The organism is Bradyrhizobium lupini (assembly GCF_040939785.1).
GTDB classification, from domain to species: Bacteria; Pseudomonadota; Alphaproteobacteria; order Rhizobiales; family Xanthobacteraceae; genus Bradyrhizobium; species Bradyrhizobium canariense_D.
In genome coordinates, this window is sequence record NZ_CP162553.1 from 4,824,872 (window position 1) to 4,847,222 (window position 22,351).

A 22,351-nucleotide genomic window follows, 5' to 3' on the forward strand; every position below is an offset into this window, starting at 1 on the left:
GCCGCCGCGCCGAAGTGAATGCGCGGCCGGTCGGTGCTCGACTCCCTCGCCCCGCAGGGGGGAGAGGCGAAAACAGCTACCAGCTCTTCTTGAAACCCGCCGTCAGGCTCTTGTTGATCGCCCCTTGCGAGGTTTCGCCGACGGAACCGGAGACGGTGACGTTGTCGAACAGCTTCTGTTCCGCGCCGACCTTGCGCAGCCATTTGTCTTCCGTGGTCGACAGCGACTGGCCCGCGGTGATGCTGGTGCCGGTATCGGTGAGAGTGACCTTGGCCGACTGCTCGGTCTCGTAATTGCGCGTGACGTGACCGCCGACGCCGGGGAGCGCCGTGGTGCCCTGCTGGTTGACGCTGTAGCCGTTCTGCAGCGTCAGCGACGTGTCGCCCGACAGCGGCACCGACTTGATCAGCGAGGCCCCGAGCTTGCTCTGCTCCGCGCCGGGATCGACGCGAGCCTCCACCGCGGTCTTGTCCCAGATCGCGCCGGCGCCCGGCGCGGTCGCGGCCGCCCAGGCGCTGCCGGACGATTGAGGCACGCTGCCGCCATTGCTGGCCTTCTGTGCCAGCAGCTCGGACATCGTCCGCGGCTCGCTCGTCACCGTCATGTCGGCGCCGATGCGGGCGTCCCAGAATGAGGATACCGACTGCTTCACCGTCACCGCCGAGGAGCCGTTGGCGTTGGCGTTCGTCGCCCAGTTCAGCCCGTCCTTGGCGGCGGCCTGCGCGCGCTTCTTGGCGGCGATGATGTCGTTGAGCGTGCCGGCGTCGATCGCGAGCTGGCCCCAGTCGAGCTTGTCAACGTCGATGCCGCTCAGCACGTCGGGGTCGTTGACGTCGGGGGCCTCCGCCGCTTCGGCGTCGTCGTCGGGCGCTGCGGCCGGGCCGGGGGAGAAGGGCGGAATGATCTGAGCCGAAACCGTCAGCACCGATCCCAAGATCAAAGCGGCCGCCAGCATCGGCAGCCTGGTCCAGCCAAACCCTGTCGCGAATTCCATCGTCCTGCCCGTCAGCCCAGTTCCCGCCGAGGATGCGGAACCATCATTGCGAAATTGTGGCGGTTCCATCAGACGCGAACCAACGGGCCGCGCGAAAGGCGCGCGCCCGATGACGAGCTTCTCCACGATTGCATCGGCGGGGCTGGAGGCCAGGACGCGTCGTGGGGTGCTCAGCCATCGGTCCCGAAGTGCGGGGCCCGTTGGTGTTCCGTTCAGCCGACGCTGGTCATCTTCGGCAGATGAATGGCGCGGCCAAGTGCCTGCTCGACCAGATCAAACGTGTCGATCAGCACGCGCATGCTGGTGAGCTTGCCCGCCCTGAACTGGGCAAACTGCGCCACCCGCAAGCTGATCGGCTTGCTGGAATCCAGTGCGGTCAGCGAATAGCGCAGCATCGAGGCGGCGGAATCGACACCGAGCATGATGCTCTCGCGGTCGAAGCGGCGGACCTGGAAATTGTCGGCGAATTGGCGGATGACGTCGAGCACGGCGTCCTTGCCCTGGCGCGCGCCGAGGAACGGAAACATGTCGATCGGCCCATAGAGCGCCCACTCGACGTCCTCGTCGATCAGGGCCTCGATGTCCTCGAAATGCCGGTCGTTGATCGCGCGGTGCAACGCACGCGAGAAACGCCAGAGGCTGTGCTCTGTCATCTTGGGCAGTCCTGAAGCTGGCTTGCGAAAAAGCGAAAAAACAACCCCAAGCGCACAGGAAAGATGCCGCGGGGTCGCTCAACTCATTTGTATACGAACAAAATACGTCAATTCGGCCAAAACGCAATTCACGTTTTCGCAATGCACAATTGATTCCGGCGTGTGAGATTTACAATAGAACCCCGTATTTTCCCGGTCCGGGCCGGTTTGGGAGAGAGCTAGCCCCCGTCCACCCGCTCGCCCACGATCAGGGGGCCGATCTCACGTTCCAGCACCTGCTGCACCAGGTCGTAGGAATCGATGATCTCGCGGATCTGCGCCACCTTGCCGCGGCGAAAAGTGTAGAAGACGGCCATGTCGACCTGAATGATGCGGTCGTTGCTGCGCTTCCTGAAGAACACGCGCAGATAGGCCGCGACCGTGTCCCCCTCGGCGACGATCTGCGGCACCTCGTAGCGGATCTCGGCGTATCGCTCCTGCACGGTGCGCCAGAATTCGCCGAGCTCCTGCTTGCCGTGGCAGGGGCCCATGTGCGGCAGCACATCGATCGGCGCGTGGGTGAGGAAGTCGACGTCGTCGGTGCAGCACGACAGCGCGGCAGCGAGATCGCTGCGCGAGATGGCGTCGAGCAGATGCAGCACGCGCTGGCGATTGAGCTTCTCGACCGTCATTCCGCCCGCCCTCATCGGCCGTGTGGAGTTCGCGCAAGGCTAACGCGCTGCCTCGGACACCGGCAATCCGCAAACCACAGGGGATATTGCTGACGTATGACGCGCCAGCGTAATGCCAGGTTTTTATGGTTGAGCGAGCGCGAGCCTTCACGAATTCGTGCAGGCGTTCGGCTGCATGGTCTAGCGAAGCATCGCGTGCGCGCGCGGGAACCGGGACGGGCCCGTGCCTGTTGAGAGTGCGACACCGCATCCGGAGACATCGATCCATGAAATCCCTCGCCGCCATCGCCGTACTTCTCATCTGTGGCGCGACGTCCGCCGCCAACGCCAAGGGCTGCATCAAGGGCGCCGTCGTCGGCGGCGTCGCCGGCCACTATGCCGGCCATCACGGCGTCCTCGGCGCCGCCGCCGGCTGCCTCTACGGCCGCCACCATGCCAAGGAACAGCAAGAGCAGGAGAGACAGCGGCAACAGCAGAGCCAGGTGAACGGGCAGGGCAAGCTGTAACCCCTGGTCATGCGGGGCGCGCGCGCCTTGTTCCCGCAGAGGAAATGGGCGTGACGCATCTCACATCAGGTCACCCTGATGACGGCTAGATTCATCTGCATGTCCTCAGGGAGACGTGCCATGGCCGCCGTCGCCAGAGTCAGAAAGTCCAGCATGCACAACGCGCTCGAAGGCCTCGCACTGACCGCGACGCTGCAGAGCTTCCCGACCTTCGCCGCCGCCGCCTTCCTGCTCAAGCTGGTCGGCATCACGACCTGGTCGGCGATCCCGGCGTCGCCATCTTCGTCGTCATCGTCTCGCTCGCCCATGCGCTGCTTGCAGTGAGCTTCGGGCCGAGCTTCCCGCATTTGTTCAAGACCGTCTACGAACCGAAGTCTTCGAGGCCCATCTGTCGCTCGCCGACAAGATCACGGCATGGCGCACCCAGGCGGTCGCCTCGCTGCAACTGATGACAACCGTGCTGCTGCTGTCGGTGATGGCGGTGGTGACGGCGAGCCTGGGGTGAGTTCGCGTTCTCATGATTCTCCGACGCCGCCATGAACAACCATGGGCGGCGCCGGCGCTCCGCGCCCCCTTACCTCTTCTTCCACCCACCCCTATGCCCCGGCGCCCCACCGCTCGACCTCGGCGATGGCCCGAACTCCGGCCCTGACTGCCTTGAATCCGTCGGCTGGATGATGCGGCTCTCGCCACCGAACGGCTTCGACGGCAGCGCGCGGTCGCCCCGATATGGCAACGATTCCGGGCCGTGCATCTCGTCGAGATGCGGCTTGTGGATTCGCGAGCCCTTGCTGCCGCTGGCCTTGAGCGCTGTGGCTGCGCTCTTGTTCTTCAGCGCGCTGACCGGCAAATTGGCGGCGTCGCCGTATTTCTTCGCGCCCGCATAGGCTCCGGCCTTGCCCTGCACCGTGCGCTGCTTGACGGTGGGATCGTCGACCACCGCGAGCTCGGTGGCGCGCAGGCGCTTGACCTCGTCGCGCAGGCGCGCGGCTTCCTCGAAGTTCAGATCGGCGGCGGCCTCGCGCATCCTCGTCTCGAGATCGCCGAGCACGGCTTCAAAATTGTGGCCGATCGAGATGACGTCGTCGGTCATGTCGTGGCCGCCGATCTCGACCAGCACATGATCGCGCTCGTAGACGCTGTTCATGATGTCGCCGATCGACTTCTTGATGCTCTCCGGCGTGATGCCATGCGCCGTGTTGTACTCGACCTGCTTCTCGCGGCGGCGGTCGGTTTCGGCGATGGCGCGCTCCATCGAGCCCGTCATCTGGTCGGCATAGAGGATCACCTTGCCGTCGACGTTGCGCGCGGCGCGGCCGATGGTCTGGATCAGCGAGGTTTCGCTGCGCAGGAAGCCTTCCTTGTCGGCGTCGAGGATCGCGACCAGCGCGCATTCGGGAATGTCGAGGCCTTCGCGCAGCAAATTGATGCCGACCAGCGCGTCGAACGCGCCGAGCCGCAGATCGCGAATGATCTCGATGCGTTCGATGGTGTCGATATCGCTGTGCATGTAGCGAACGCGAATGCCCTGCTCATGCAGATATTCGGTGAGATCCTCCGCCATGCGCTTTGTCAGCACCGTAATCAGCGAGCGATAGCCGGCCTGCGCCGTGGCCCGGACCTCGCCGACGAGATCGTCGACTTGGGTGCGGGCCGGGCGGATGTGGACCGGCGGATCAATCAGACCGGTCGGGCGAATCACCTGCTCGACGAACACGCCGCCGCTCTCGTTGATCTCCCAGGCGCTGGGCGTCGCGGAGACCGCGATGGTCTGCGGCCGCATCATGTCCCATTCCTCGAAGCGCAGCGGGCGGTTGTCCATGCAAGAGGGCAGCCGGAAGCCATATTCGGCGAGCGTCGCCTTGCGGCGGAAGTCGCCGCGGAACATGCCGCCGATCTGGGGAACGGTGACGTGGCTCTCGTCGGCGAACACCAGCGCGTTGTCGGGCACATATTCGAACAGCGTCGGCGGCGGCTCGCCGGGCAGGCGCCCGGTGAGATAGCGCGAATAGTTCTCGATGCCGGCGCAGCTTCCGGTTGCCTCCATCATCTCGAGGTCGAAGGTGGTGCGTTGCTCCAGTCTTTGCGCTTCCAGCAGGCGGCCCTGGTCGTGGAGCTGGTCCAGCCGCATCTTCAATTCGGATTTGATCGACTTGATCGCCTGCACCAGCGTCGGGCGCGGCGTCACATAGTGCGAGTTGGCGTAGATCTTGATGAATTCGAGCTCGTCCTGCTTGTGGCCGGTGAGCGGGTCGAACTCCTCGATGGTCTCGACGGTGTCGCCGAACAGGTTCACGCGCCAGGCACGGTCTTCATAGTGCGCCGGGAAGATGTCGATGACATCGCCGCGCACGCGAAATGTGCCGCGGGTAAAATCGGCCTGGGTGCGCTTGTACTGCAGCGCGACGAGGTCGGCGATCAGCTGGCGCTGGTCGATGCGCTCGCCCTTCTTCAGGGCAAAGGTCATCGCGGTGTAGGTTTCGACCGAGCCGATACCGTAGATGCAGGACACCGAGGCAACGATGATGACGTCGTCGCGTTCGAGCAGCGCGCGCGTCGCCGAGTGGCGCATGCGGTCGATCTGCTCGTTGATCGAGGAGTCCTTTTCTATGTAGGTGTCGGTGCGAGGGACATACGCTTCCGGCTGGTAATAGTCGTAATAGCTGACGAAATACTCGACAGCGTTGTCGGGGAAGAAGCTCTTGAACTCGCCATAGAGCTGGGCGGCGAGCGTCTTGTTCGGTGCCAGGATGATGGCGGGCCGCTGCGTCGCCTCGATCACCTTGGCCATGGTGTAGGTCTTGCCGGAGCCGGTGACGCCGAGCAGCACCTGCGAGCGGTCGTTGCGGTTGATGCCCTCGACCAGCTCGGCGATCGCGGTTGGCTGGTCGCCGCGCGGCTCATATTGCGACTTGATCTCGAAGCGCACGCCGCCTTCGGACTTTTCCGGGCGCGGCGGCCGATGCGGGGTCCACACCCTGGTGGAGCCGTCGTCCTTGCGGAACTCCGGCCGGCCCTCGCGGATCAGCGATTCCAGCGCGTCGGCGGTGGCCTTGACGCCGAGCGCCTCCATCTTGCTGCGCGGCGGACGAGCCAGGGCTTCGGCATCGTCCTCTTCCGTCGGGAGGCCGAGCTGACGCGCCAGTTCCGGATCGAGCGTCGGTATCGTGGCCGCGGTTCCGTAATTGGCCTGCGGCGCCTCGTCGAAGCCCGCGTCGCGGGCGCCGGGCGGCTGCGGATTGGGCCGCAGCGGCATTGGCCTCGTATTGTCCTGCGGAAACTCTTTCGGCGTCGAGGCCCGCGCGCGATGCGCGGCGGCCTCGCCTCCGGAGCGGCGGTCGCGCGAATTGTCCGGCGGCGGCTGCAGTCCGGTGCCCGATCCGAGCCCGGCATCGCCGCGATTGATCGCGGGATTGAGCAACTCGGCCAACGCCGGCCCGATCGGCTGCACGTCGGGGCGAGACGCCTTGGAATTCGGCGCGGCGTTCGGAGCCTTGGCCTTGGGGGATTTGCCGGACTTTTCGGAGGATGCAGGTTTCTTCGCCATGCTCCGAATATGGGGCGAGTCCGCCTCGCAATAAAGAGCGAATGCCCGGCAATGCTCAGACTGCTGACAGCAGGTTGGCAGCAGGCCTTGGGATCTTGCGATCAGGCCGCCGGCAGCGGTCCCTCATCGTCCCCGGCTGCCTGACGCGGCTCGAGGATGTCGAGATGGATGCCGCCGCAATCGGTGCAGCGCATGGTCCAATACTCGCATCCGGCACGGCCGCCGATCACGCGGAGCACCGTGAGATCGCCCTCGCATTCCGGGCAGCTGGACAACACATTGCGGGTGTAAATCCTCGGCCGCGGCGTGTCTTCGAATTCGATGACTGACATGACCGATTTCCCCCTTTGACCCTGCGCCGTTCCTTGGTTCGCCTGCAGTCCCGCTCGCTTATTCGTCGTCGCTGTCGTCGGCCCGCCGGCGGAAGCGATCGATGTGGTGCTTGGCATGGGCAATCGCGGCATCGGGATCAGGCCAGGCGAAGCCGACTTCCATGGCCGGAAACAGCACGCCGTCGATGGCAACCGGGCTGAAATCGGCACGCCGGATCCGGGCGTGCCACAGCCCCTGGCCAGCTTCGAAGGATTCGATGTCAAAGCCGTCGTAAAGGGTCGTCATTGCAGTCCCCAAAATGTTTTTATTCGAGCGCCTTGTTGGAGGGTCAGGGGACCACGTTTGCGGATTCTGGGATGTGAAGCCGTTCACAAACGGCGGGCTTTTTTGCACGTTGCAGGTCAGTTCCGCGCGCTGGTGCGGCCGGTCCGCCGGACGGGACGGGCGGCGGGTTCCGACGCCGCGCGCATGATCCAGCGGCGGAACGCGGCAAAGTCGCGCTGCTCGGTTTGGAAGCTGCGATAGAGCAGGTACCAGCGCATGCCCTTGGGCACCGAGAGCTCGAATGGCGCCACCAGCCGGCCGGCGGTGAGGTCGTCGTCGATATAGGGCCGGATGCCCATGGCGATGCCGAGCCCGTCGGCGGCAGCCTGAAGCGCCTGGCCGTAGAACTGGAACTCCGGTCCCCGCGCGTTGACGCGTGCGAGGCTTGCGGCCTTGAGCCAGATCGGCCAGTCCTCGGGCGAATGCGCGACGCGGATCAGGCTCGGTGCCTTGAGATCGCCCGGGCGCTTCAGCGAGGATGCGAGGCGGGGCACGCAGACCGGCGTGAGGTCGCCGGCGAACAGCGGTTCGGCCACCAGCCCCGGCCAGTCGCCGGTGCCGAGCTGGATGCCGCAGCTCCAGTCCTCGCCGAACGGCACCGACGCGCCGCCGGTGGTGAAGCGCACCTCGATGTCGGGCTCTTCGCTGCGAAACTCCGACAGGCGCGGGATCAGCCAGCGCATCGCAAAGGTGTGGCCGATGCCGATGGTGAGCACGCGGACGCTCGAGGGCGCCGTCACCTGCGCGGTGAGGCTTGCGAGCGCATCGAAGATCGGCGTCAGCCCGCTCTGATAGGCGCGGCCCGCCTGCGTCAGCAGCAGCTTGTTGGCCTTGCGCTCGAACAGCGCGACGCCGAGCCGTTCTTCCAGGATGTGCACCATGCGGCTCACGGCGGCTGCCGATACGCTCAGCTCGAGGCCGGCCGCGGCAAAGCTGCCGGCCCGCGCCGCGGCCTCGAATGCCTTGATGCCGTTGAGAAACAGCAAGCGCCGCAAATGACCGACCCTCAGGAAAGCTGATGCCAGGCCAAGATAACTCAGTTTGCGTAGACGGGGCAAGCGGGGCACCTTTCGTTCGCTTCGCGCCGCGAGCGGGGAGAAGGCCGGGAGATTTTTACGTGACGCCCATCATGATCGCTGCCCTTGGATTGCTGATGGTCGGCACCGCGTTCCTGTCGGGGCTGTTCGGCATGGCGGGCGGGCTGATCCTGATCGGCGTGCTGCTGGCCTTGATGCCGCTGCCGACCGCGATGGTGCTGCATGCGATCACGCAGATGGCCTCCAACGGCTGGCGCGCCTTTCTCTGGCGGACGCATATCCGCTGGCGCCCGGTCGCGAACTATATGGTCGGCGCGGCCGTCGCGCTCGCGGCGTGGTCGCTCACGCGCTACGTACCGGACAAGCCGGTCGCGCTGCTGCTGCTCGGGATCACGCCGTTCATGGCGCGGCTGCTGCCCGCCAACATCAAGCCGGATCCCGACCGTCTCTGGCAGGGCACCGTCTACGGCACGATCTGCATGGGCCTCATGCTGATGACCGGCGTGTCGGGGCCGCTGCTCGACACCTTCTTCCTCGGCGGCGATTTCGGCCGGCGCGAGAAGGTGGCGACCAAGGCGATGTGCCAGCTCGTCAGCCATTTCAGCAAGCTGATCTATTTCGGCGGCGTGATCGACCAGGCGGCGACGCTCGATCCCGTGCTCGCGGCCGTCGCGATCGCAGCATCCATGCTCGGCACCACGCTGGCGCGGCGCATCCTCGAAGCCATGACCGACCAGCAATTCGTGGCCTGGTCGATGAATCTGATCACCACCATCGCCTGCTACTATATCGCCTATGGCAGCTGGCTGCTGGTCCGCACGCCGGTGCTGGCAGCCTTCGACAAGGGAGGTTTGCAATGAGCGAGACTGCCGACCCGCTGGTGCTGGACTTCGTCGAGTGGGTTGCGCGCGAGCCCCGCGCCTATGCCGAGGTGATCGCGACCTGGAAGACGTCGTGCCCGCGCCTCACCATCTGGGAAGACGCCGCCGACCGCGGCTATGTCGCGCGCGAGACGCTGCCCGGAATGGGCCTGGTGATCGCGGTGACGGAGGACGGCGAGAGGCTGCTGCGCACGAACGGGCGCTAGCTCTCCACATCCGTCGTTGCGAGCGCAAGCGAAGCAATCCAGAATGCTTCCGCGGCGGCAGTCCTGGATTGCTTCGCTTCGCGTGCAATGACGGAATACCGGGAGACCCTTTCATGTCGCTCAAACTCTTCGAACTCGTCGGCACAGACGCCTCGCGACCGTTCAGCCCGTTCTGCTGGCGCACGCGAATGGCGCTGGCGCACAAGGGCCTTTCGGCGGAAACGTTGCCCTGGCGCTTCACCGAGAAGAGCGCGATCGCGCCACATGGCTCGGAGAAGGTTCCGGTGCTGCTGCATCACGACCAGCCGGTGGTCGATTCCTGGACCATCGCGATCTATCTCGAAGACAAGTTTCCGGATCGTCCGTCGCTGTTTGGCGGCGAGGGCGGGCGCGCCATGGCACGCATGCTCAATGTCTGGGGCGACATCGCCATCGTCGGCGGCATCTTTCCATTGATCATCGCCGACATTCCGAACAATCTGGACGAGGTCGACGCCGCCTATTTCCGCCAGTCGCGCGAGGCCCGTTTCGGCGGCAAGAGGCTGGAAGAGATCATGGCCAGCCGCGATGCCGGCGTGGTCGCCTTCCGCAAATCGCTCGAGGTGATGCGGCAGACCCTCAAGAAGCAGCCCTTCATCGGCGGCGCCGCACCGAACTATGCCGACTACATCGTGTTCGGCGGTTTTCAGTGGGCGCGCGCGACGAGCCCGTTCAAGCTGCTGGAAGCGGACGACCCGGTTTACGCCTGGCGCGAAAAGCTGCTGGATGCGTTCGACGGCATGGCACGGAAGTCCCCGGGGCATCCAGTGTAGTTGTCGCGAGCCGTCTCTCCTCAACGTCGTCCTGGCGAAAGCTAGGACCCATACCGCGGAAGCGGAGGGTTATGTTGCCTCCGCCGCCGCACGCAAGCACGCCCGGCACAAGCAATCCTCGCCCTTGACCGGCATCGGCAGCCGCGCCGTTTCTTCCGCGCACCAGCAGGTGCCGGAGAGGTCGCAGCCGAACTCGGCGCCGCAACGAGAGCAGGCGAGGCGGCGGGGTTGCTGCGCCGGAATGTCTTGCCGATTTGTCATGATTTGCGCAAAAGCCGGGCTGTCGTTTTCATGCCGGGTTCATCTCCCGCTGCGGTATATTAGGCCTCGCGCACGTATCGGGAAAGCGGTTGGCAGCGCGCGAAGGACATATCGATGGCCCGCGATTCGCAAGCCGCGCTCGTCGCGCTCAACCGTTTCGGCTTCGGCGCCCGCGGCGGCGCATCCGGCGATCTCATCAACGCGGCCTCCGATCCTCGCGGCTTTGTGAAGGCGGAACTCACTCGTCCCAACGGTGTGCTGCTGGAGGCGCCGGGCCTGCAATCCGCGCCGCAGCTCGGGCAGGCCGTGTTCGCCTATCAGGATCAGGTCAAGCAGGCGCGCGAGGCCGCCGCGAAGGCCGGCGCGCCGACTGAAGCGCCGTTGCAAGCGCCGGCCGATCAGAGGCCCGGACCGCGCCGCAATCTCTCGCTGAACGCCGTGGCAACCGAGATCGCCGGCCAGATGGCCGAGGCCAAGCCCGGTAACAATAAGCCGGCTGACAACAAGCCGGCGGACAATATGGCCAAGCCGGACACTATGCAGCCCAACGCGGCCGCGCCGCCTGCCGCAAAACCCGCCCCGCAGCCGCTCAACGTCATCCAAAAAACCTTTCGCGCCGAGGCACTGGCGCGGTTGCAGCGCGCGACGCTGGTCGAGTGCGGCTTCACCGAACGGCTGGTCGTGTTCTGGTCCAACCATTTCTGCATCTCCGCCAGCAAGGGCGAGCTGGCGCGGATCTGGGCCGGTGCGTTCGAGCGCGAGGCGATCAGGCCGCATGTGCTCGGACGTTTCGCCGACATGCTGAAAGCGGTGGAGCAGCATCCGGCGATGCTGTTCTTCCTCGACAACCAGCAATCGCTCGGACCGGACTCGCGCGCGGGCCAGAACCGCAAGCGCGGGCTGAACGAAAATCTCGCGCGCGAGATCATGGAGCTGCATACGCTCGGCGTCGGCGGCGGCTATACGCAGGACGACGTCACCTCGCTCGCGCGCATCATCACCGGCTGGACCTTTGCTGGCCGGCAGGGACAGCTGGGAGCGCCCGGTTCGTTCGTGTTCAACGTCAATGCGCACCAGCCCGGGCCGCAAATGCTGCTCGGCAAGACCTACGAGCCGACCGGCCTTGCGCAAGGCGAAGCCGCCCTCGCGGACATCGCACGCCATCCCTCGACCGCGAGCTTCATCGCCACCAAATTCGTCCGCCACTTCGTCGCCGACGATCCGCCGCCGGCGCTGGTGGCGCGACTGCGCGATGTCTTCATCAAGACCGACGGGGATCTCAAAGCGCTGGCAACCGCACTGGTCGATTCCGACGAGGCGTGGAAGGCGCCACTGACGAAGATGCGCAGCCCTTATGATTTTCTGGTCGCGAGCGGCCGGCTGCTCGCGCGCGTGCCGGAGGATCCCGGCGCCTATCTCAACAACCTCAATCTGCTGGGCCAGCCGCTGTGGTCGCCGGCCGGCCCGAATGGTTTCGCCGACACCAATGCCGCCTGGGCTGCGCCGGAAGGCATCAAGCTCCGGCTCGACATTGCCGCGCAAATGGGCGCGCGGCTTGGGCCCAACATCGACCCGCTCGATTTGTTGGAATTTGCCGCCGCGGATGCGGCCTCGATCGAAACGCGGCGGACCATCGAGCGCGCGGAGTCGCGGCAGCAGGCGCTGGCGCTGCTGTTGATGTCGCCCGAAATGCAGAGGAGATGATGATGATCGACTGCGTCGAGAACCGGCTCCTCACCTCGCGGCGCGGCCTCCTGCTTGGCGGCGCCTCGTTCGCGGCCTGGGCTTACTTGCCGAAATTCGCGCGCGCCGCGGATGGCCGCGATCCTCGCCTGATCGTGGTGATCCTGCGCGGCGCGCTTGATGGGCTTTCGACCGTCGCGCCCGTCGGCGATCCCGATTATGCCGGCCTGCACGGGGCGATCGCGCTCACGGCGGACGGTGCGCATCCCGCGATCATGCTCGATACTTTCTTTGCGCTGCATCCGGCGATGCCTGAGTTCGCACGCATGTATCGCGACAGGCACGCCGCGGTGATCCACGCGGTCGCGACGCCCTATCGCGACCGCTCGCATTTCGACGGCCAGGACGTGCTCGAAAGCGGCTATGCCGGCCCGGGGCGCGTGCAATCCGGTTGGCTCAACCGCGCGCTGGAAGCGCTGCCGCGCGGCGAGCGGGTGTCGAGTGCTCTTGCCGTCGGCCCGACCACGCCGCTGGTGCTGCGCGGCAATGCGCCGACCGTCGGCTGGGCGCCGGTGGCGCTGCCGCAAGCCGATGACGACACCGCAATGCGTCTGGTCGAGCTCTATCGTCACCGCGATCCCGCGCTGGCGGCTGTGCTGTCGCAGGGCCTTGCGCTGGAAAAGGCCGCGAGCGGCGACGACATGAAGCCGAAGCCGGGCAACGCGGTCGCGCAGATGCGGCAGGTCGCGCGCGGCGCCGCAAAACTGATGGCGTCCGACGACGGCCCGCGCATCGCGGCGCTCGCGTTCGATGGCTGGGACACGCACGCCAATGAAGGCGGCCCTGTCGGTCGCCTCGCATTCCTGCTCGGCGGGCTCGACGGTGCGCTCGCCGAGTTCGAAAGCGGCTTAGGGGAACGCTGGCGCGACACCGTCGTCGTGGTCGCCACCGAATTCGGCCGCACCGCGCGCATCAACGGCACAGACGGCACCGATCACGGCACGGGAACGATCGCGCTGCTCGCCGGCGGCGCGGTGAAGGGCGGCCGCGTCATCGCCGACTGGCCCGGCCTCAAGCCCGCCAACCTTTTCGAGGCCCGCGACCTCAAGCCCACCACCGATCTGCGCTCCGTGATCAAGGGCGTGCTGCAGGGCCAGTTCGGCCTGTCGGATCGCGTGCTGGCCGAGACGGTGTTTCCAGATAGCGCAAGCGCACGTCCGATGAAGGGGTTGGTTGCTTAACCTACGATTCCGGGGCCCGCACCTTGCGGCGCGTCCCGGAATGACGACATGATCGGCCGAACGTCAGGAGACCATCACCCATGTACATCGCCATGAACCGCTTCCGCGTCGCCAAGGGCTCCGAGGCTGCTTTCGAACAGGTCTGGCTTTCGCGCGATACTCATTTGGACAAGGTGCCGGGCTTCGTCGAGTTTCATCTGCTGCGTGGCCCCGAGCTCGAGGATCACACGCTGTACGCCTCGCACACGGTGTGGGCGAACCATGCGGCGTTCGAGGCCTGGACCAAATCGGATGCCTTTCGTGCCGCGCACGCGCGGGCCGGCGACACCAAGCCGACCTATCTCGGCCATCCCCAGTTCGAGGGCTTCGAGGTGATGCAGACGGTGGGGCGCGGCGCCAAGTAGCGCGCGCCGCCGCAAAGATCAGCCCAGCGTGATCTTGTCGATCTCCGCCATCTCCTCCGCACCGAGTTTCCACGCAATCGCCTTCACGTTCTCCTCGACCTGCGCGACGCGGGTGGCGCCGGCAATCACGCTCGACACTTGCGGGCGCGCGGCGAGCCAGGAGAAGGCGAGCTCGAGCATGCTGTGCCCGCGCGCTTTCGCAAATGCCGTGAGCTTCTCGACGATGTCCTCGTTGCGCGGCGTGACATAGCGGTCGCGTAATGCCGGTACCTTGCCGAAGCGCGTATCGGTCGGGGCGGCCGCGCCGCGCTGGTACTTGCCGGTGAGCAGCCCGCTTGCGAGCGGGAAGAACGGCAGCAGGCCGAGCTTGTACTCTTGTGCCGCCGGCAGCAGATCCTTTTCGATGTCGCGCACCAGCAGGCTGTATTCGTCCTGGCAAGAGACGAAGCGGCTGACATTCATCGCGCGCGCGGTGAACTCGGCCTCCGCTAGGCGCCAGGCCGGAAAATTGGAATTGCCGATGTAGCGCACCTTGCCTTGACGGACGAGATCGTCGAGCGCGCGCAGCGTCTCCTCCATCGGAGTCAGCGGGTCGTAATCGTGCTGCTGATAGAGATCGATGTAGTCGGTCTTGAGCCGCGTCAGGCTCGCCTCGACTGCGTTCATGATGTAGCGGCGCGAAGCGCCCTGCTTGGTTCCGTCGGCCGCCATCGGCTTGGAGAATTTGGTGGCGAGCACGATCTCCTTGCGGCGGTCGCCGAGCACGGTGCCGAGCACCGTTTCCGAACCGCCCATGCCGGCATAGATGTCGGCGGTGTCGAACAGCGTGATGCCGAGATCGAGCGCGCGGTGGATCACCTTGCGCGAGGGCTCCAGGTCCGTGCGCTGGCCGAAATTGTTGCAGCCAAGCCCGACCGCAGACACGCGCAGGCCGGAGGCGCCGAGATTGCGAATTTCCATGGGAGATCCCCGTCGGAGATGGGCAGGGGCGCATTGTGACCGCGGTGCCCCGCCGCAGCAAGCCGTGCGCCGCGTTGCTGCCATGCTGACAACGCTGCCGACAAGGACTGCCGACAAAAAAATGCGGCCCCTGTCAGACGCGGCGACTGACGGGGACCGCTTTGGGGCGCTTGATCGGTGACGGGGGGCTGACCAGACGCAGCTGCAGCCTAGTCCCGCTATGTTACGCGCAGGTGACAGACAGAGTTATCCACAGGCGGCGCGATCGCGAGGATCAGAAGATCTTGCGATAGACGATGAACCCGGAACGCTCGGCGACCTTGTCGTACAGGCGCTGCGCCGTCACGTTGGTCTCGTGCGTCTGCCAGTACACGCGCGGCGATCCCACGAGCTTTGCGCGCTCGTAGACGCCGTGGATCAGCGCCGAGCCGACGCCCTTGCCGCGCGCGGCCTCGGTCGTGAACAGGTCCTGCAGATAGCAGGACGGCTCGATCGCGGTGGTGCTGCGGTGAAACAGGTAATTCGTCATCCCGAGCAGGCGGCCGTCGCTCTCGGCGACCAATCCGTGTACCGGCTCATAGGCATCGAAAAAGCGCTGCCATGTCACGCGCGTGATTTCGGGCGAGAGCGCGGTCGGACCGGAGCGGCCGTAGAAGGCGTTGTAGCCGTCCCACAGCGGCAGCCATTGATCGTAGTCCTGCCTGGTGACGGGGCGAATGGTGAGCGACATATGAAATTCCCGCGATCGATGAGGCGTCCTTCATACGTGATGATGGACGTGCTGATCAATCGCGCATCACTCCGCGACGCGCAGATACCGGATCAGCTTGCGGCCTGCGGGATCGCGCAGTGAGCGATAGTAGTCGGCGCGGGACGGCGCATCGGTGTGGCGCACGAGGTCGGTCACGGGCGTGTAGCTCAGCATGCGGCCGCCGTCGGGCAGCACGGCACAGACGAAGCGCAACACCTCGCCATTGCGCAAGGCGATGTTGATCGGCGTGGCATCGCCGATCCGCACCGTCTCCATGCGCTGTGCGATGAAGGTGCCGAGCTCGTCCTCGGGCAATTCGAACGCGCCGGTATCGCGGCCGTGATACATCAGCGCGACGAACGGCGGCTTGCCGTCGGCGATGTCGTCCGGCACCGCAAAATAATCGCGGAACGCGCGGTTGATGAATTCGGCGCGCGTCTCGGCATCGAGCAGCACGATGCCGATATCGACCTGGTCGAGCGCGGCCGACAGCCGCGCGGCGATGGCGTGGCTCCGACGCTCGGCGGCGAACGTGCCGAGTAGCCGCTGGCGCATCAGGCCGGTGATGCCTGCGGTGCCCGCGGCCGTCGCGGCCAGGAGGCCGAGCTGGATCATATCCGCCGTGGTAAGGCCTGCAACGCCGTGCCGGCTGAGGAGCAGCAGTGCCGCGCCGATGACGGCGATGGCTGCGCTGGCGACGGCGGAAGCGGGACCCGAGAGCGCGCCGGCGAGCGCCACGATGCAGACGAGCAGCGGCGCGGGGGAGGAAGCGGGGACGAAGCGATCGAAAAACATCGTCAGCAGCAAAGTCGCTGCCGTCAGCGCCGGACCGGAGATCGCACGCCATCCCAACCGCATGGGCCTGTCTCGCTCCTTCGTGAACGAGGTAAGGCGGCAACACTGACCGAAGATTGCGCCATTGCGATGCGGTTTCGCGCGGTGTGCTTAAGGTGCGCTTTGGGTCTCGCGCAAAGCTTTCGGATGATTTTAGACCAAGTGCGCGTGCTTGAGACGTTGTTGCAGCGCGGGCGCATTCAGCTTCGACGTCCCCTGGCCCTTGCGCGTGCCGACGAAGATCAACAGCGATGCCGCGACCAGGATGGCCGCGGTCAGGGTGATTGCAACGATGACCACAGGTGATTTCATCGACGTCCTGTCGCGATGCCGGTCGGCGCGGGCCATGCGGCGCCTTGAAGGCGGGTCCAGGATGAAGCGGGAATCAGACCGGCAGGCCCATCGCCATGGTCGCCTTGGTCGACAGCACCGTCAGGGTGACGATCAGGCACAGCGAGAGCGCGGCGACGGCGAGCGAGGCCGCGACCGCGTTGGTCAGCCGGGAAGACGAAACGGTAGCGGGTGGGCCCTGAAAGCCTGCCGTGCCGGACGCCCGAATCATGGTCTAAATCCTTCAACGCGCGAGCGAATCACCCGCGACATCGAACAATTTCACTGTTGCAATCGGCAATATTGCGGCGGCCAATCGAGCGAAAATGGCGAGATTGCGGCAATGGTGACCTTTATGCCCGCTATTTGCCAGAGCTCGCCCCTCAGGCACCAGCGGCGATGCTGGCGGGGTCCTCGATGTCGGCCGGCCGCCAGTCCATTGCGACGTAGCCAGGCGCCGCTTCCACGCGCTTCAGCCAGTCCCGGATCGCCGGGAAGGTCGAGAGGTCGAAGTCGCAGCGGTCGGCGAGGTGGGTATAGCCGTACAGCGCGATGTCGGCGACCGTGAGCTGGCGGGCGGCGAAATAGGCGTTCGTCCTGAGATGATTCTCCATCACCTGGAGCGCGCCATAGCCGCGCTCCATCCAGTCCTCCAGCGAATGAGTCTGGAGGTCGCGGCCGCCCCTCACCAGCGACAGCCAGAAATAGGCCGCGCCGATGTTCGGCTCCAGCGCGTGCTGCTCGAAGAACATCCATTGCAGCGCGTCGGCGCGATCGATGCGGTTCTCCGGCGCGAGCGGCGTGCCGACGGCGACGTACCAGAGAATGGCGTTGGACTCGGCGAGATAGCGGTCGTCGCCGACCTCGAGCAGCGGCACCTGGCCGGATGGGTTCTTGGCCAGGAAGTCCGGGGTGCGGCTCTCGCCGCGCAGAATGTCCACCTCGACCGCTTCGTAAGGCAAGTTCAGCAGCGCCAGCGCAAGGCGGACCTTGTAGCTGTTGCCCGAGCGCTGCATCGAATAGAGCTTGTACATTCTGGGGATGATTCCGGACGACGGTAGGGCGCGGCGCTTGTTGCCCCGCAACGCGGCTAAACAATGATGCCGATGCGAATCCGCCGCAAGACCCGGCCAATAGAAAAACTCGAAAACCCTACCGCATTGCAATGCGGCGGAAGATCATTTCCGTGCGACCATCCAACTCAGTTCACGCTTGCGTCAACGCGCAAGTGCGTTGCTCGACGCGATCGTGTGCGAGCACCGCGGTCGCGTCTTGGGCACTGAAGCTTCCGCATCGTCATGGCCCGGCTTGTCCCGGCCATCTACGCGCTGCACACGGCACGAAGAACGTGGATGCCCCGGGCCTTCGCCTCGCCGAAGCGGCTTCGGCCGCGCAGGCGAGACAGGCCCGGGCATGACGACGTTCTCGTTTCATAGCCCGCGAAGGCCGCAAAATTGCTCCGAGGACACGCGTTGTCGGATATGAGGGGTTTGCGCGGCAAAGTTACGGAATATTGCGGGAAATCGCGGCTCGAAACGCCAGACACGTAAACTTTTGCGGGATCGGACCGAAGTTTCTTGCGGTGCAACGGCACTCGTTTTAGGGTGGTTCATTCCCACAATCGGAGTCGTGAAGCCAAAGGGTTCACGACGCTTGTCAGGAGATGACGATGTCCTTCCTTGCCGCTGCGCTCGACCGTGTGAAGCCGTCCGCGACCATCGCGGTCACGGATAAAGCACGTGCGCTGAAAGCGGCGGGCCGCAACGTCATCGGTCTCGGCGCCGGCGAGCCCGACTTCGACACGCCCGCGAACATCAAGCTGGCCGCGATCCACGCCATCGAAGCCGGTAAGACCAAGTACACCGCGGTCGACGGCATTCCCGAGTTGAAGGAAGCCATTATCGCCAAGTTTCAGCGCGAGAACGGCGTCGTCTACAAGGCGAACCAGATCATCGTCGGCACCGGCGGCAAGCAGGTGCTCTACAACGCGCTGATGGCAACCATCAATCCGGGCGACGAGGTGATCATCCCCGCGCCGTACTGGGTCAGCTATCCCGAGATGGTGGCGCTCGCCGGCGGCGAGCCGGTGCCGGTGGTCTGCACCGCCGCGACCGGCTTCAAGCTCCAGGCCGAGGCACTCGAGCGCGCGATCACGCCGAAGACCAAATGGGTGATCCTGTGCTCGCCGTCGAACCCGACGGGAGCTGCCTACACCAGGACCGAGCTGAAGGCGCTCACCGACGTGCTGGTCAAGCATCCGCATGTGTGGGTGATGACCGACGACATGTACGAGCACCTCGTCTATGACGACTTCCAGTTCACCACGGTCGCGCAGGTCGAGCCGAAACTCTACGACCGCACGCTCACCGTGAACGGCGTGTCGAAGGCCTATTGCATGACCGGCTGGCGCATCGGCTATGCCGGCGGTCCGGCGCAGCTCATCAAGGCGATGTCGACGATCCAGTCGCAGTCGACCTCGAACCCGTCGTCGATCGCGCAATGGGCCGCGGTTGAGGCGCTGAACGGTCCGCAGGACTTCATCCCCGCCAACAACAAGGTCTTCAAGGAGCGCCGCGATCTCGTCGTCTCCATGCTGAACCAGGCCAAGGGCATCGAGTGCCCGCGGCCCGAGGGCGCCTTCTACGTCTATCCGTCCTGCGCCGGCACCATCGGCAAGACCGCGCCGTCGGGCAAGGTGATCGACAATGACGAGACGTTCGTCACCGAACTGCTGGAGACCGAAGGCGTCGCCGTGGTGCAGGGTTCGGCCTTCGGCCTCGGCCCCGCGTTCCGCATCTCCTACGCGACCAAGACCTCGGACCTCGAAGACGCCTGCAAGCGCATCCAGCGCTTCTGCGGCAATCTGCGCTGAACTCACAGACATGAAGTGACATCAAAGGGCCCGCGCAATGCGGGCCCTTTTTCTTTCAAGTCTGCACGATCTGGCGCCACCGGAACTGTTGTGGCATAGACCATCGCGCGGCGTGTGCCGCGCCTCCATGCTCGCATCACATTCATCGCCGGAGATATTCATGCGCCGTTCACTCCTCCTCGCCGGGCTTGCCGTTGCGAGCCTCGTCGCCTCCGTTACGGGCGCCAGCGCGCAATCGCGGATGGTGCAGGTGGGCGTGCTCGAATGCCGCGGCGGCGCCAGCGTGGGCTTCATCGTGGGATCGGTGACCCATCTCGGTTGCGTGCTGCGCGTCGATGGTTTGCCGGACGACCGTTACGTTGCGACGATCCGCAAGGTCGGTCTGGATATCGGCATCACACAGGAGACGGCTTTGGCGTGGGGCGTGTTCGCGCCGGTGAACCGGCTCGGCCCGGGCGACCTCGCCGGCAACTACGCCGGTGCGCAGGGCAGCGCCTCGGTCGGTGTCGGTCTCGGCGGCAACGTGCTGGTCGGCGGCTCCAACAATTCGATCGCGCTCCAGCCGCTCAGCGTGCAGGGCCAGGTCGGCCTCAACGTCGCCGCCGGCCTCGAGAGCCTGGAACTCCGCCCGGGACGTTGAGACTCGGCGCCAGCCGAAGCGCTCCTCCTCAACCTCTCTCCGGGAGAGGAGGAAATACCGACGACGCACCGCAGCGATTTTTGATGCTTGCCAAATCTCGGGGACGGGCAGAGCATCAGCGTTTGCCGACCCAATCATGGGCCGAGCTCCACACCAAGGAGGCGGCGAATGGGACAAGACGTCAGAAGTCCCCGAGGTCCACGGTGCATCGCGCTGGTGGGCCCTTTCCAAAGCGGTAAAACCACACTTCTCGAAGCCATCCTGGCGCGAACGGGCGCAATCCCGCGCGCCGGCAGCGTCGATGCCGGAACCTCCGTCGGCGACGCCACGCCAGAGGCCCGTCATCACAAGATGACCGTCGGGCTGACTGCCGTCACCACGAGTTTCATGGGCGACAGCTACACCTTCCTCGATTGTCCCGGTTCCGTCGAATTTGCCCACGACATGCGCGCCGCGCTGCCTGCGGTCGATGCCGCAATCGTGGTCTGCGAAGCCGACGAGAAGAAGCTGCCGCAGCTTCAGATCATCCTGCGCGAGCTGGAGGAGCTGGAGATCCCGCGTTTCCTGTTCCTCAACAAGATCGACCGCGCCAACAAGCGCATCCGCGAGACGCTCGAGATGCTCCAGCCCGCCTCGCGCGTACCGCTGGTGCTGCGCCAGATCCCGATCTGGAAGGACGAACTGATCGAGGGCTTCGTCGATCTCGCGCTGGAGCGTGCGTTCATTTACCGCGAGCACAAGGCCTCCGAAGTGGTCGCGCTCCAAGGCGGCGATCTCGATCGCGAGAAGGAGGCCCGCTTTTCGATGCTGGAGAAGCTCGCCGATCACGACGATGCGCTGATGGAGCAGCTGCTCGAGGACATCCAGCCGCCGCGCGATGCCGTGTTCGACGATCTCGCCCGCGAATTGCGCGACGGGCTGATCTGCCCCGTGCTGCTGGGCGCCGCCGCACGCGAAAACGGCGTGCTGCGTTTGATGAAAGCGTTGCGCCACGAGGCGCCCGGTATCGCGGAAACGGCAAAACGTCTCGGCGTTCCCGAAACGAGGGACGCCCTCGGCTTCGTCTTCAAGACGTTGCATTCGCAGCACGGCGGCAAGCTGTCGCTGACGCGCATGCTCGCTGGCCATCTCGACGACGGTGCCACGCTGCAAGCCTCCTCCGGAGGGGCCAGCCGCATCTCCGGCATCCTCGCCGTCACCGGGGCCTACGACACCAAGCGTACCGCGGCGGAAGCCGGCGATACGGTGGCGCTCGCCAAGCTCGACCCGATCAAGACCGGCGACACGGTCTCGAGCGGCAAGATCCAGCCGGCAGCGCTAACCGCCGTAGAACCCACTCCGCCGGTGCTCGCGATCTCGGTTGCGGCCACCGACCGCAAGGACGACGTCAAGCTCGGCCAGGCGCTGATGCGGCTGCACGAGGAGGACCCCTCGCTCGTCTTCGTGATGAACGCGCAGACCCACGACACCGTGCTGTGGGGTCAGGGCGAGATGCACTTGCGCGTCGCGAGCGAGCGGCTGCGCGATCGTTTCGGCGTCAAGGTCGCTTCGCATCCCCCGCGATCGGCTATCAGGAAACCATCCGCAAGCCGATCGTCCAGCGCGGCCGCCACAAGAAACAGTCTGGCGGGCATGGCCAGTTCGGCGATGTCGTGCTCGACATCAGGCCGCTGCCGCGCGGCGAGGGCTTCAAGTTCGCCGAGAAGGTGGTCGGCGGCGCGGTCCCGCGCAACTACATCGGCGCGGTGGAAGAGGGGGTCATCGACGGGCTCGCCCGCGGCCCGCTCGGTTTCCCGGTCACCGATTTGCAGGTGACGCTGACCGACGGCTCCTATCATAGCGTCGATTCCTCCGACCTCGCCTTCCGCACGGCGGCGCGGGTCGGGCTCACTGAGGGCCTGCCGCAATGCCAGTCGGTGCTGCTGGAGCCGATCCATGTGGTCGAGATCGTCTGCCCGACCGACGCCACCGCCAAGATCAATGCGATTCTGTCGGCACGGCGCGGCCAGATCCTCGGCTTTGACACCCGCGACGGCTGGAGCGGATGGGACTGCGTCCGCGCCATGATGCCGGAAGCCGAGATCGGCGAATTGATCGTTGAGTTGCGCTCGGCCACGGCAGGCGCCGGCAGCTTCACCCGCCAGTTCGACCACATGGCCGAAGTCACGGGGCGCGCCGCCGACCAGATCATCGCAGCGCATCAGCACGCGGCGTGATCGGTCTGCCGAAGTAAGGGACGCATCACTGTCTCACTCCCTCTCGCCGTTCTTACGGGGAGAGGGGTGGGGTGACGGGCTTCACAATGGGCGTGGCGAAGGTTGGACTCACGCTGCTCCTCCCAACCGTCAGTGTGAGCGCAGCGACTTGTCCGCCGAAGCTTTAGCGAAGGCGGAAGCAATCCAGTCTTTCCG

24 protein-coding genes and 1 pseudogene are annotated in these 22,351 nt (G+C 65.6%); 11 read left to right on the forward strand and 14 right to left on the reverse strand.

All coding sequences use genetic code 11. The features are described 5' to 3' along the window. Positions 1-76 precede the first annotated feature (76 nt). The 3 genes from AB3L03_RS22865 to AB3L03_RS22875 all read right to left on the reverse strand — a co-directional run bounded on the left by AB3L03_RS22865 (position 77) and on the right by AB3L03_RS22875 (position 2,318). Complete coding sequence (locus AB3L03_RS22865) at positions 77-994, reverse strand: hypothetical protein (RefSeq protein ID WP_368507071.1); 918 nt, start codon at positions 992-994, stop codon at positions 77-79. A gap of 212 nt (positions 995-1,206) precedes the next feature. Then, a complete protein-coding gene (locus AB3L03_RS22870; RefSeq protein ID WP_018453530.1) occupies positions 1,207-1,647 on the reverse strand; it encodes a nuclear transport factor 2 family protein in 441 nt (146 codons plus the stop codon). A 218-nt stretch (positions 1,648-1,865) separates the two neighbouring features. Beyond that, positions 1,866-2,318, reverse strand: a complete 453-nt coding sequence (locus tag AB3L03_RS22875; protein ID WP_247299169.1) for a nuclear transport factor 2 family protein — start codon at positions 2,316-2,318, stop codon at positions 1,866-1,868. A gap of 266 nt (positions 2,319-2,584) precedes the next feature. Here AB3L03_RS22875 and AB3L03_RS22880 point away from each other — a divergent pair, with 266 nt between their 5' ends. Then, entirely contained in the window at positions 2,585-2,824 is a 240-nt protein-coding gene (locus AB3L03_RS22880; RefSeq protein ID WP_018453532.1) for a hypothetical protein, read from the forward strand. Between the two features lie 120 nt (positions 2,825-2,944). Continuing rightward, positions 2,945-3,148 carry a hypothetical protein gene (locus tag AB3L03_RS22885; RefSeq protein ID WP_231190249.1) on the forward strand — a complete coding sequence of 68 codons (204 nt, stop codon included), beginning with the start codon at positions 2,945-2,947 and terminating at the stop codon, positions 3,146-3,148. 250 nt (positions 3,149-3,398) lie between these two features. Here the strand turns inward: AB3L03_RS22885 and uvrB are convergent, their stop codons facing one another. From uvrB to AB3L03_RS22905, 4 genes are all read right to left on the reverse strand, one after another. After that, positions 3,399-6,371, reverse strand: a complete 2,973-nt coding sequence (gene uvrB / locus AB3L03_RS22890) for an excinuclease ABC subunit UvrB (RefSeq protein WP_368507072.1) — start codon at positions 6,369-6,371, stop codon at positions 3,399-3,401. 101 nt (positions 6,372-6,472) lie between these two features. Beyond that, on the reverse strand, positions 6,473-6,703 hold the full coding sequence (locus tag AB3L03_RS22895; protein WP_018453534.1) for a hypothetical protein: 231 nt from the start codon (positions 6,701-6,703) through the stop codon (positions 6,473-6,475). Positions 6,704-6,761: 58 nt separating this feature from the next. Beyond that, complete coding sequence (locus tag AB3L03_RS22900) at positions 6,762-6,989, reverse strand: hypothetical protein (protein ID WP_007596778.1); 228 nt, start codon at positions 6,987-6,989, stop codon at positions 6,762-6,764. Positions 6,990-7,105: 116 nt separating this feature from the next. After that, entirely contained in the window at positions 7,106-8,023 is a 918-nt protein-coding gene (locus AB3L03_RS22905; protein ID WP_368507073.1) for a LysR substrate-binding domain-containing protein, read from the reverse strand. Positions 8,024-8,145: 122 nt separating this feature from the next. On the opposite strand from AB3L03_RS22905, the gene AB3L03_RS22910 reads away from it, so the two are divergent. From AB3L03_RS22910 to AB3L03_RS22920, 3 genes are all read left to right on the forward strand, one after another. Continuing rightward, positions 8,146-8,925, forward strand: coding sequence for a TSUP family transporter (locus AB3L03_RS22910; RefSeq protein ID WP_368507074.1), 780 nt, complete (start codon positions 8,146-8,148; stop codon positions 8,923-8,925). Continuing rightward, positions 8,922-9,152: a hypothetical protein gene (locus AB3L03_RS22915; RefSeq protein WP_018453537.1), complete on the forward strand. Its 231-nt coding sequence runs from the start codon at positions 8,922-8,924 to the stop codon at positions 9,150-9,152. The genes AB3L03_RS22910 and AB3L03_RS22915 overlap by 4 nt, the downstream gene beginning before the upstream one ends. Before the next feature lie 113 nt (positions 9,153-9,265). Beyond that, positions 9,266-9,964, forward strand: coding sequence for a glutathione S-transferase family protein (locus AB3L03_RS22920; RefSeq protein ID WP_018453538.1), 699 nt, complete (start codon positions 9,266-9,268; stop codon positions 9,962-9,964). A 69-nt stretch (positions 9,965-10,033) separates the two neighbouring features. Here AB3L03_RS22920 and AB3L03_RS22925 read toward each other — a convergent pair whose 3' ends face one another. Beyond that, positions 10,034-10,225: a cysteine-rich CWC family protein gene (locus AB3L03_RS22925; protein ID WP_083926324.1), complete on the reverse strand. Its 192-nt coding sequence runs from the start codon at positions 10,223-10,225 to the stop codon at positions 10,034-10,036. A gap of 114 nt (positions 10,226-10,339) precedes the next feature. Here AB3L03_RS22925 and AB3L03_RS22930 point away from each other — a divergent pair, with 114 nt between their 5' ends. The 3 genes from AB3L03_RS22930 to AB3L03_RS22940 all read left to right on the forward strand — a co-directional run bounded on the left by AB3L03_RS22930 (position 10,340) and on the right by AB3L03_RS22940 (position 13,553). Continuing rightward, a complete protein-coding gene (locus tag AB3L03_RS22930) occupies positions 10,340-11,929 on the forward strand; it encodes a DUF1800 family protein (RefSeq protein ID WP_018453539.1) in 1,590 nt (529 codons plus the stop codon). A 2-nt stretch (positions 11,930-11,931) separates the two neighbouring features. Next, positions 11,932-13,149 carry a DUF1501 domain-containing protein gene (locus tag AB3L03_RS22935; RefSeq protein WP_026232550.1) on the forward strand — a complete coding sequence of 406 codons (1,218 nt, stop codon included), beginning with the start codon at positions 11,932-11,934 and terminating at the stop codon, positions 13,147-13,149. Positions 13,150-13,229: 80 nt separating this feature from the next. Further along, positions 13,230-13,553, forward strand: coding sequence for an antibiotic biosynthesis monooxygenase (locus tag AB3L03_RS22940; protein ID WP_007596764.1), 324 nt, complete (start codon positions 13,230-13,232; stop codon positions 13,551-13,553). 18 nt (positions 13,554-13,571) lie between these two features. Here AB3L03_RS22940 and AB3L03_RS22945 read toward each other — a convergent pair whose 3' ends face one another. From AB3L03_RS22945 to AB3L03_RS22970, 6 genes are all read right to left on the reverse strand, one after another. Next, positions 13,572-14,513 (reverse strand): aldo/keto reductase, encoded by a 942-nt coding sequence (locus AB3L03_RS22945; RefSeq protein WP_368507075.1) that lies wholly within the window; start codon positions 14,511-14,513, stop codon positions 13,572-13,574. A gap of 274 nt (positions 14,514-14,787) precedes the next feature. Then, on the reverse strand, positions 14,788-15,243 hold the full coding sequence (locus tag AB3L03_RS22950) for a GNAT family N-acetyltransferase (protein ID WP_085348803.1): 456 nt from the start codon (positions 15,241-15,243) through the stop codon (positions 14,788-14,790). 66 nt (positions 15,244-15,309) lie between these two features. Next, entirely contained in the window at positions 15,310-16,122 is an 813-nt protein-coding gene (locus AB3L03_RS22955; protein ID WP_368507076.1) for a PAS-domain containing protein, read from the reverse strand. Positions 16,123-16,251: 129 nt separating this feature from the next. Continuing rightward, complete coding sequence (locus tag AB3L03_RS22960; RefSeq protein ID WP_018453544.1) at positions 16,252-16,446, reverse strand: hypothetical protein; 195 nt, start codon at positions 16,444-16,446, stop codon at positions 16,252-16,254. 37 nt (positions 16,447-16,483) lie between these two features. Further along, positions 16,484-16,660, reverse strand: a complete 177-nt coding sequence (locus tag AB3L03_RS22965; RefSeq protein ID WP_007614766.1) for a hypothetical protein — start codon at positions 16,658-16,660, stop codon at positions 16,484-16,486. A 151-nt stretch (positions 16,661-16,811) separates the two neighbouring features. Further along, entirely contained in the window at positions 16,812-17,462 is a 651-nt protein-coding gene (locus AB3L03_RS22970) for a glutathione S-transferase family protein (protein ID WP_018453545.1), read from the reverse strand. A gap of 635 nt (positions 17,463-18,097) precedes the next feature. Here AB3L03_RS22970 and AB3L03_RS22975 point away from each other — a divergent pair. From AB3L03_RS22975 to AB3L03_RS22985, 3 genes and pseudogenes are all read left to right on the forward strand, one after another. After that, the gene (locus AB3L03_RS22975; protein WP_007596745.1) at positions 18,098-19,300 is read left to right on the forward strand and encodes a pyridoxal phosphate-dependent aminotransferase; all 1,203 of its coding nucleotides are present in this window, start codon (positions 18,098-18,100) and stop codon (positions 19,298-19,300) included. Between the two features lie 160 nt (positions 19,301-19,460). Then, positions 19,461-19,940: a DUF992 domain-containing protein gene (locus tag AB3L03_RS22980; RefSeq protein WP_026232551.1), complete on the forward strand. Its 480-nt coding sequence runs from the start codon at positions 19,461-19,463 to the stop codon at positions 19,938-19,940. Positions 19,941-20,108: 168 nt separating this feature from the next. Continuing rightward, positions 20,109-22,156: pseudogene (locus AB3L03_RS22985) on the forward strand (elongation factor G). The last annotated feature ends 195 nt before the right edge of the window (positions 22,157-22,351 follow it).

What these genes read in the sequence shown, in the direction of transcription:
- AB3L03_RS22960 (WP_018453544.1), bottom strand. Translation starts at nt 16,446, where the DNA reads ATGGCCCGCGCCGACCGGCATCGCGACAGGACGTCGATGAAATCACCT.
- AB3L03_RS22930 (WP_018453539.1), top strand. Translation starts at nt 10,340, where the DNA reads ATGGCCCGCGATTCGCAAGCCGCGCTCGTCGCGCTCAACCGTTTCGGC.
- AB3L03_RS22950 (WP_085348803.1), bottom strand. Translation starts at nt 15,243, where the DNA reads ATGTCGCTCACCATTCGCCCCGTCACCAGGCAGGACTACGATCAATGG.
- AB3L03_RS22900 (WP_007596778.1), bottom strand. Translation starts at nt 6,989, where the DNA reads ATGACGACCCTTTACGACGGCTTTGACATCGAATCCTTCGAAGCTGGC.
- AB3L03_RS22920 (WP_018453538.1), top strand. Translation starts at nt 9,266, where the DNA reads ATGTCGCTCAAACTCTTCGAACTCGTCGGCACAGACGCCTCGCGACCG.
- AB3L03_RS22880 (WP_018453532.1), top strand. Translation starts at nt 2,585, where the DNA reads ATGAAATCCCTCGCCGCCATCGCCGTACTTCTCATCTGTGGCGCGACG.
- AB3L03_RS22970 (WP_018453545.1), bottom strand. Translation starts at nt 17,462, where the DNA reads ATGTACAAGCTCTATTCGATGCAGCGCTCGGGCAACAGCTACAAGGTC.
- AB3L03_RS22870 (WP_018453530.1), bottom strand. Translation starts at nt 1,647, where the DNA reads ATGACAGAGCACAGCCTCTGGCGTTTCTCGCGTGCGTTGCACCGCGCG.
- AB3L03_RS22945 (WP_368507075.1), bottom strand. Translation starts at nt 14,513, where the DNA reads ATGGAAATTCGCAATCTCGGCGCCTCCGGCCTGCGCGTGTCTGCGGTC.
- AB3L03_RS22955 (WP_368507076.1), bottom strand. Translation starts at nt 16,122, where the DNA reads ATGCGGTTGGGATGGCGTGCGATCTCCGGTCCGGCGCTGACGGCAGCG.
- uvrB (WP_368507072.1), bottom strand. Translation starts at nt 6,371, where the DNA reads ATGGCGAAGAAACCTGCATCCTCCGAAAAGTCCGGCAAATCCCCCAAG.
- AB3L03_RS22915 (WP_018453537.1), top strand. Translation starts at nt 8,922, where the DNA reads ATGAGCGAGACTGCCGACCCGCTGGTGCTGGACTTCGTCGAGTGGGTT.
- AB3L03_RS22885 (WP_231190249.1), top strand. Translation starts at nt 2,945, where the DNA reads ATGGCCGCCGTCGCCAGAGTCAGAAAGTCCAGCATGCACAACGCGCTC.
- AB3L03_RS22975 (WP_007596745.1), top strand. Translation starts at nt 18,098, where the DNA reads ATGTCCTTCCTTGCCGCTGCGCTCGACCGTGTGAAGCCGTCCGCGACC.
- AB3L03_RS22925 (WP_083926324.1), bottom strand. Translation starts at nt 10,225, where the DNA reads ATGACAAATCGGCAAGACATTCCGGCGCAGCAACCCCGCCGCCTCGCC.
- AB3L03_RS22875 (WP_247299169.1), bottom strand. Translation starts at nt 2,318, where the DNA reads ATGACGGTCGAGAAGCTCAATCGCCAGCGCGTGCTGCATCTGCTCGAC.
- AB3L03_RS22940 (WP_007596764.1), top strand. Translation starts at nt 13,230, where the DNA reads ATGTACATCGCCATGAACCGCTTCCGCGTCGCCAAGGGCTCCGAGGCT.
- AB3L03_RS22965 (WP_007614766.1), bottom strand. Translation starts at nt 16,660, where the DNA reads ATGATTCGGGCGTCCGGCACGGCAGGCTTTCAGGGCCCACCCGCTACC.
- AB3L03_RS22865 (WP_368507071.1), bottom strand. Translation starts at nt 994, where the DNA reads ATGGAATTCGCGACAGGGTTTGGCTGGACCAGGCTGCCGATGCTGGCG.
- AB3L03_RS22980 (WP_026232551.1), top strand. Translation starts at nt 19,461, where the DNA reads ATGCGCCGTTCACTCCTCCTCGCCGGGCTTGCCGTTGCGAGCCTCGTC.
- AB3L03_RS22935 (WP_026232550.1), top strand. Translation starts at nt 11,932, where the DNA reads ATGATCGACTGCGTCGAGAACCGGCTCCTCACCTCGCGGCGCGGCCTC.
- AB3L03_RS22895 (WP_018453534.1), bottom strand. Translation starts at nt 6,703, where the DNA reads ATGTCAGTCATCGAATTCGAAGACACGCCGCGGCCGAGGATTTACACC.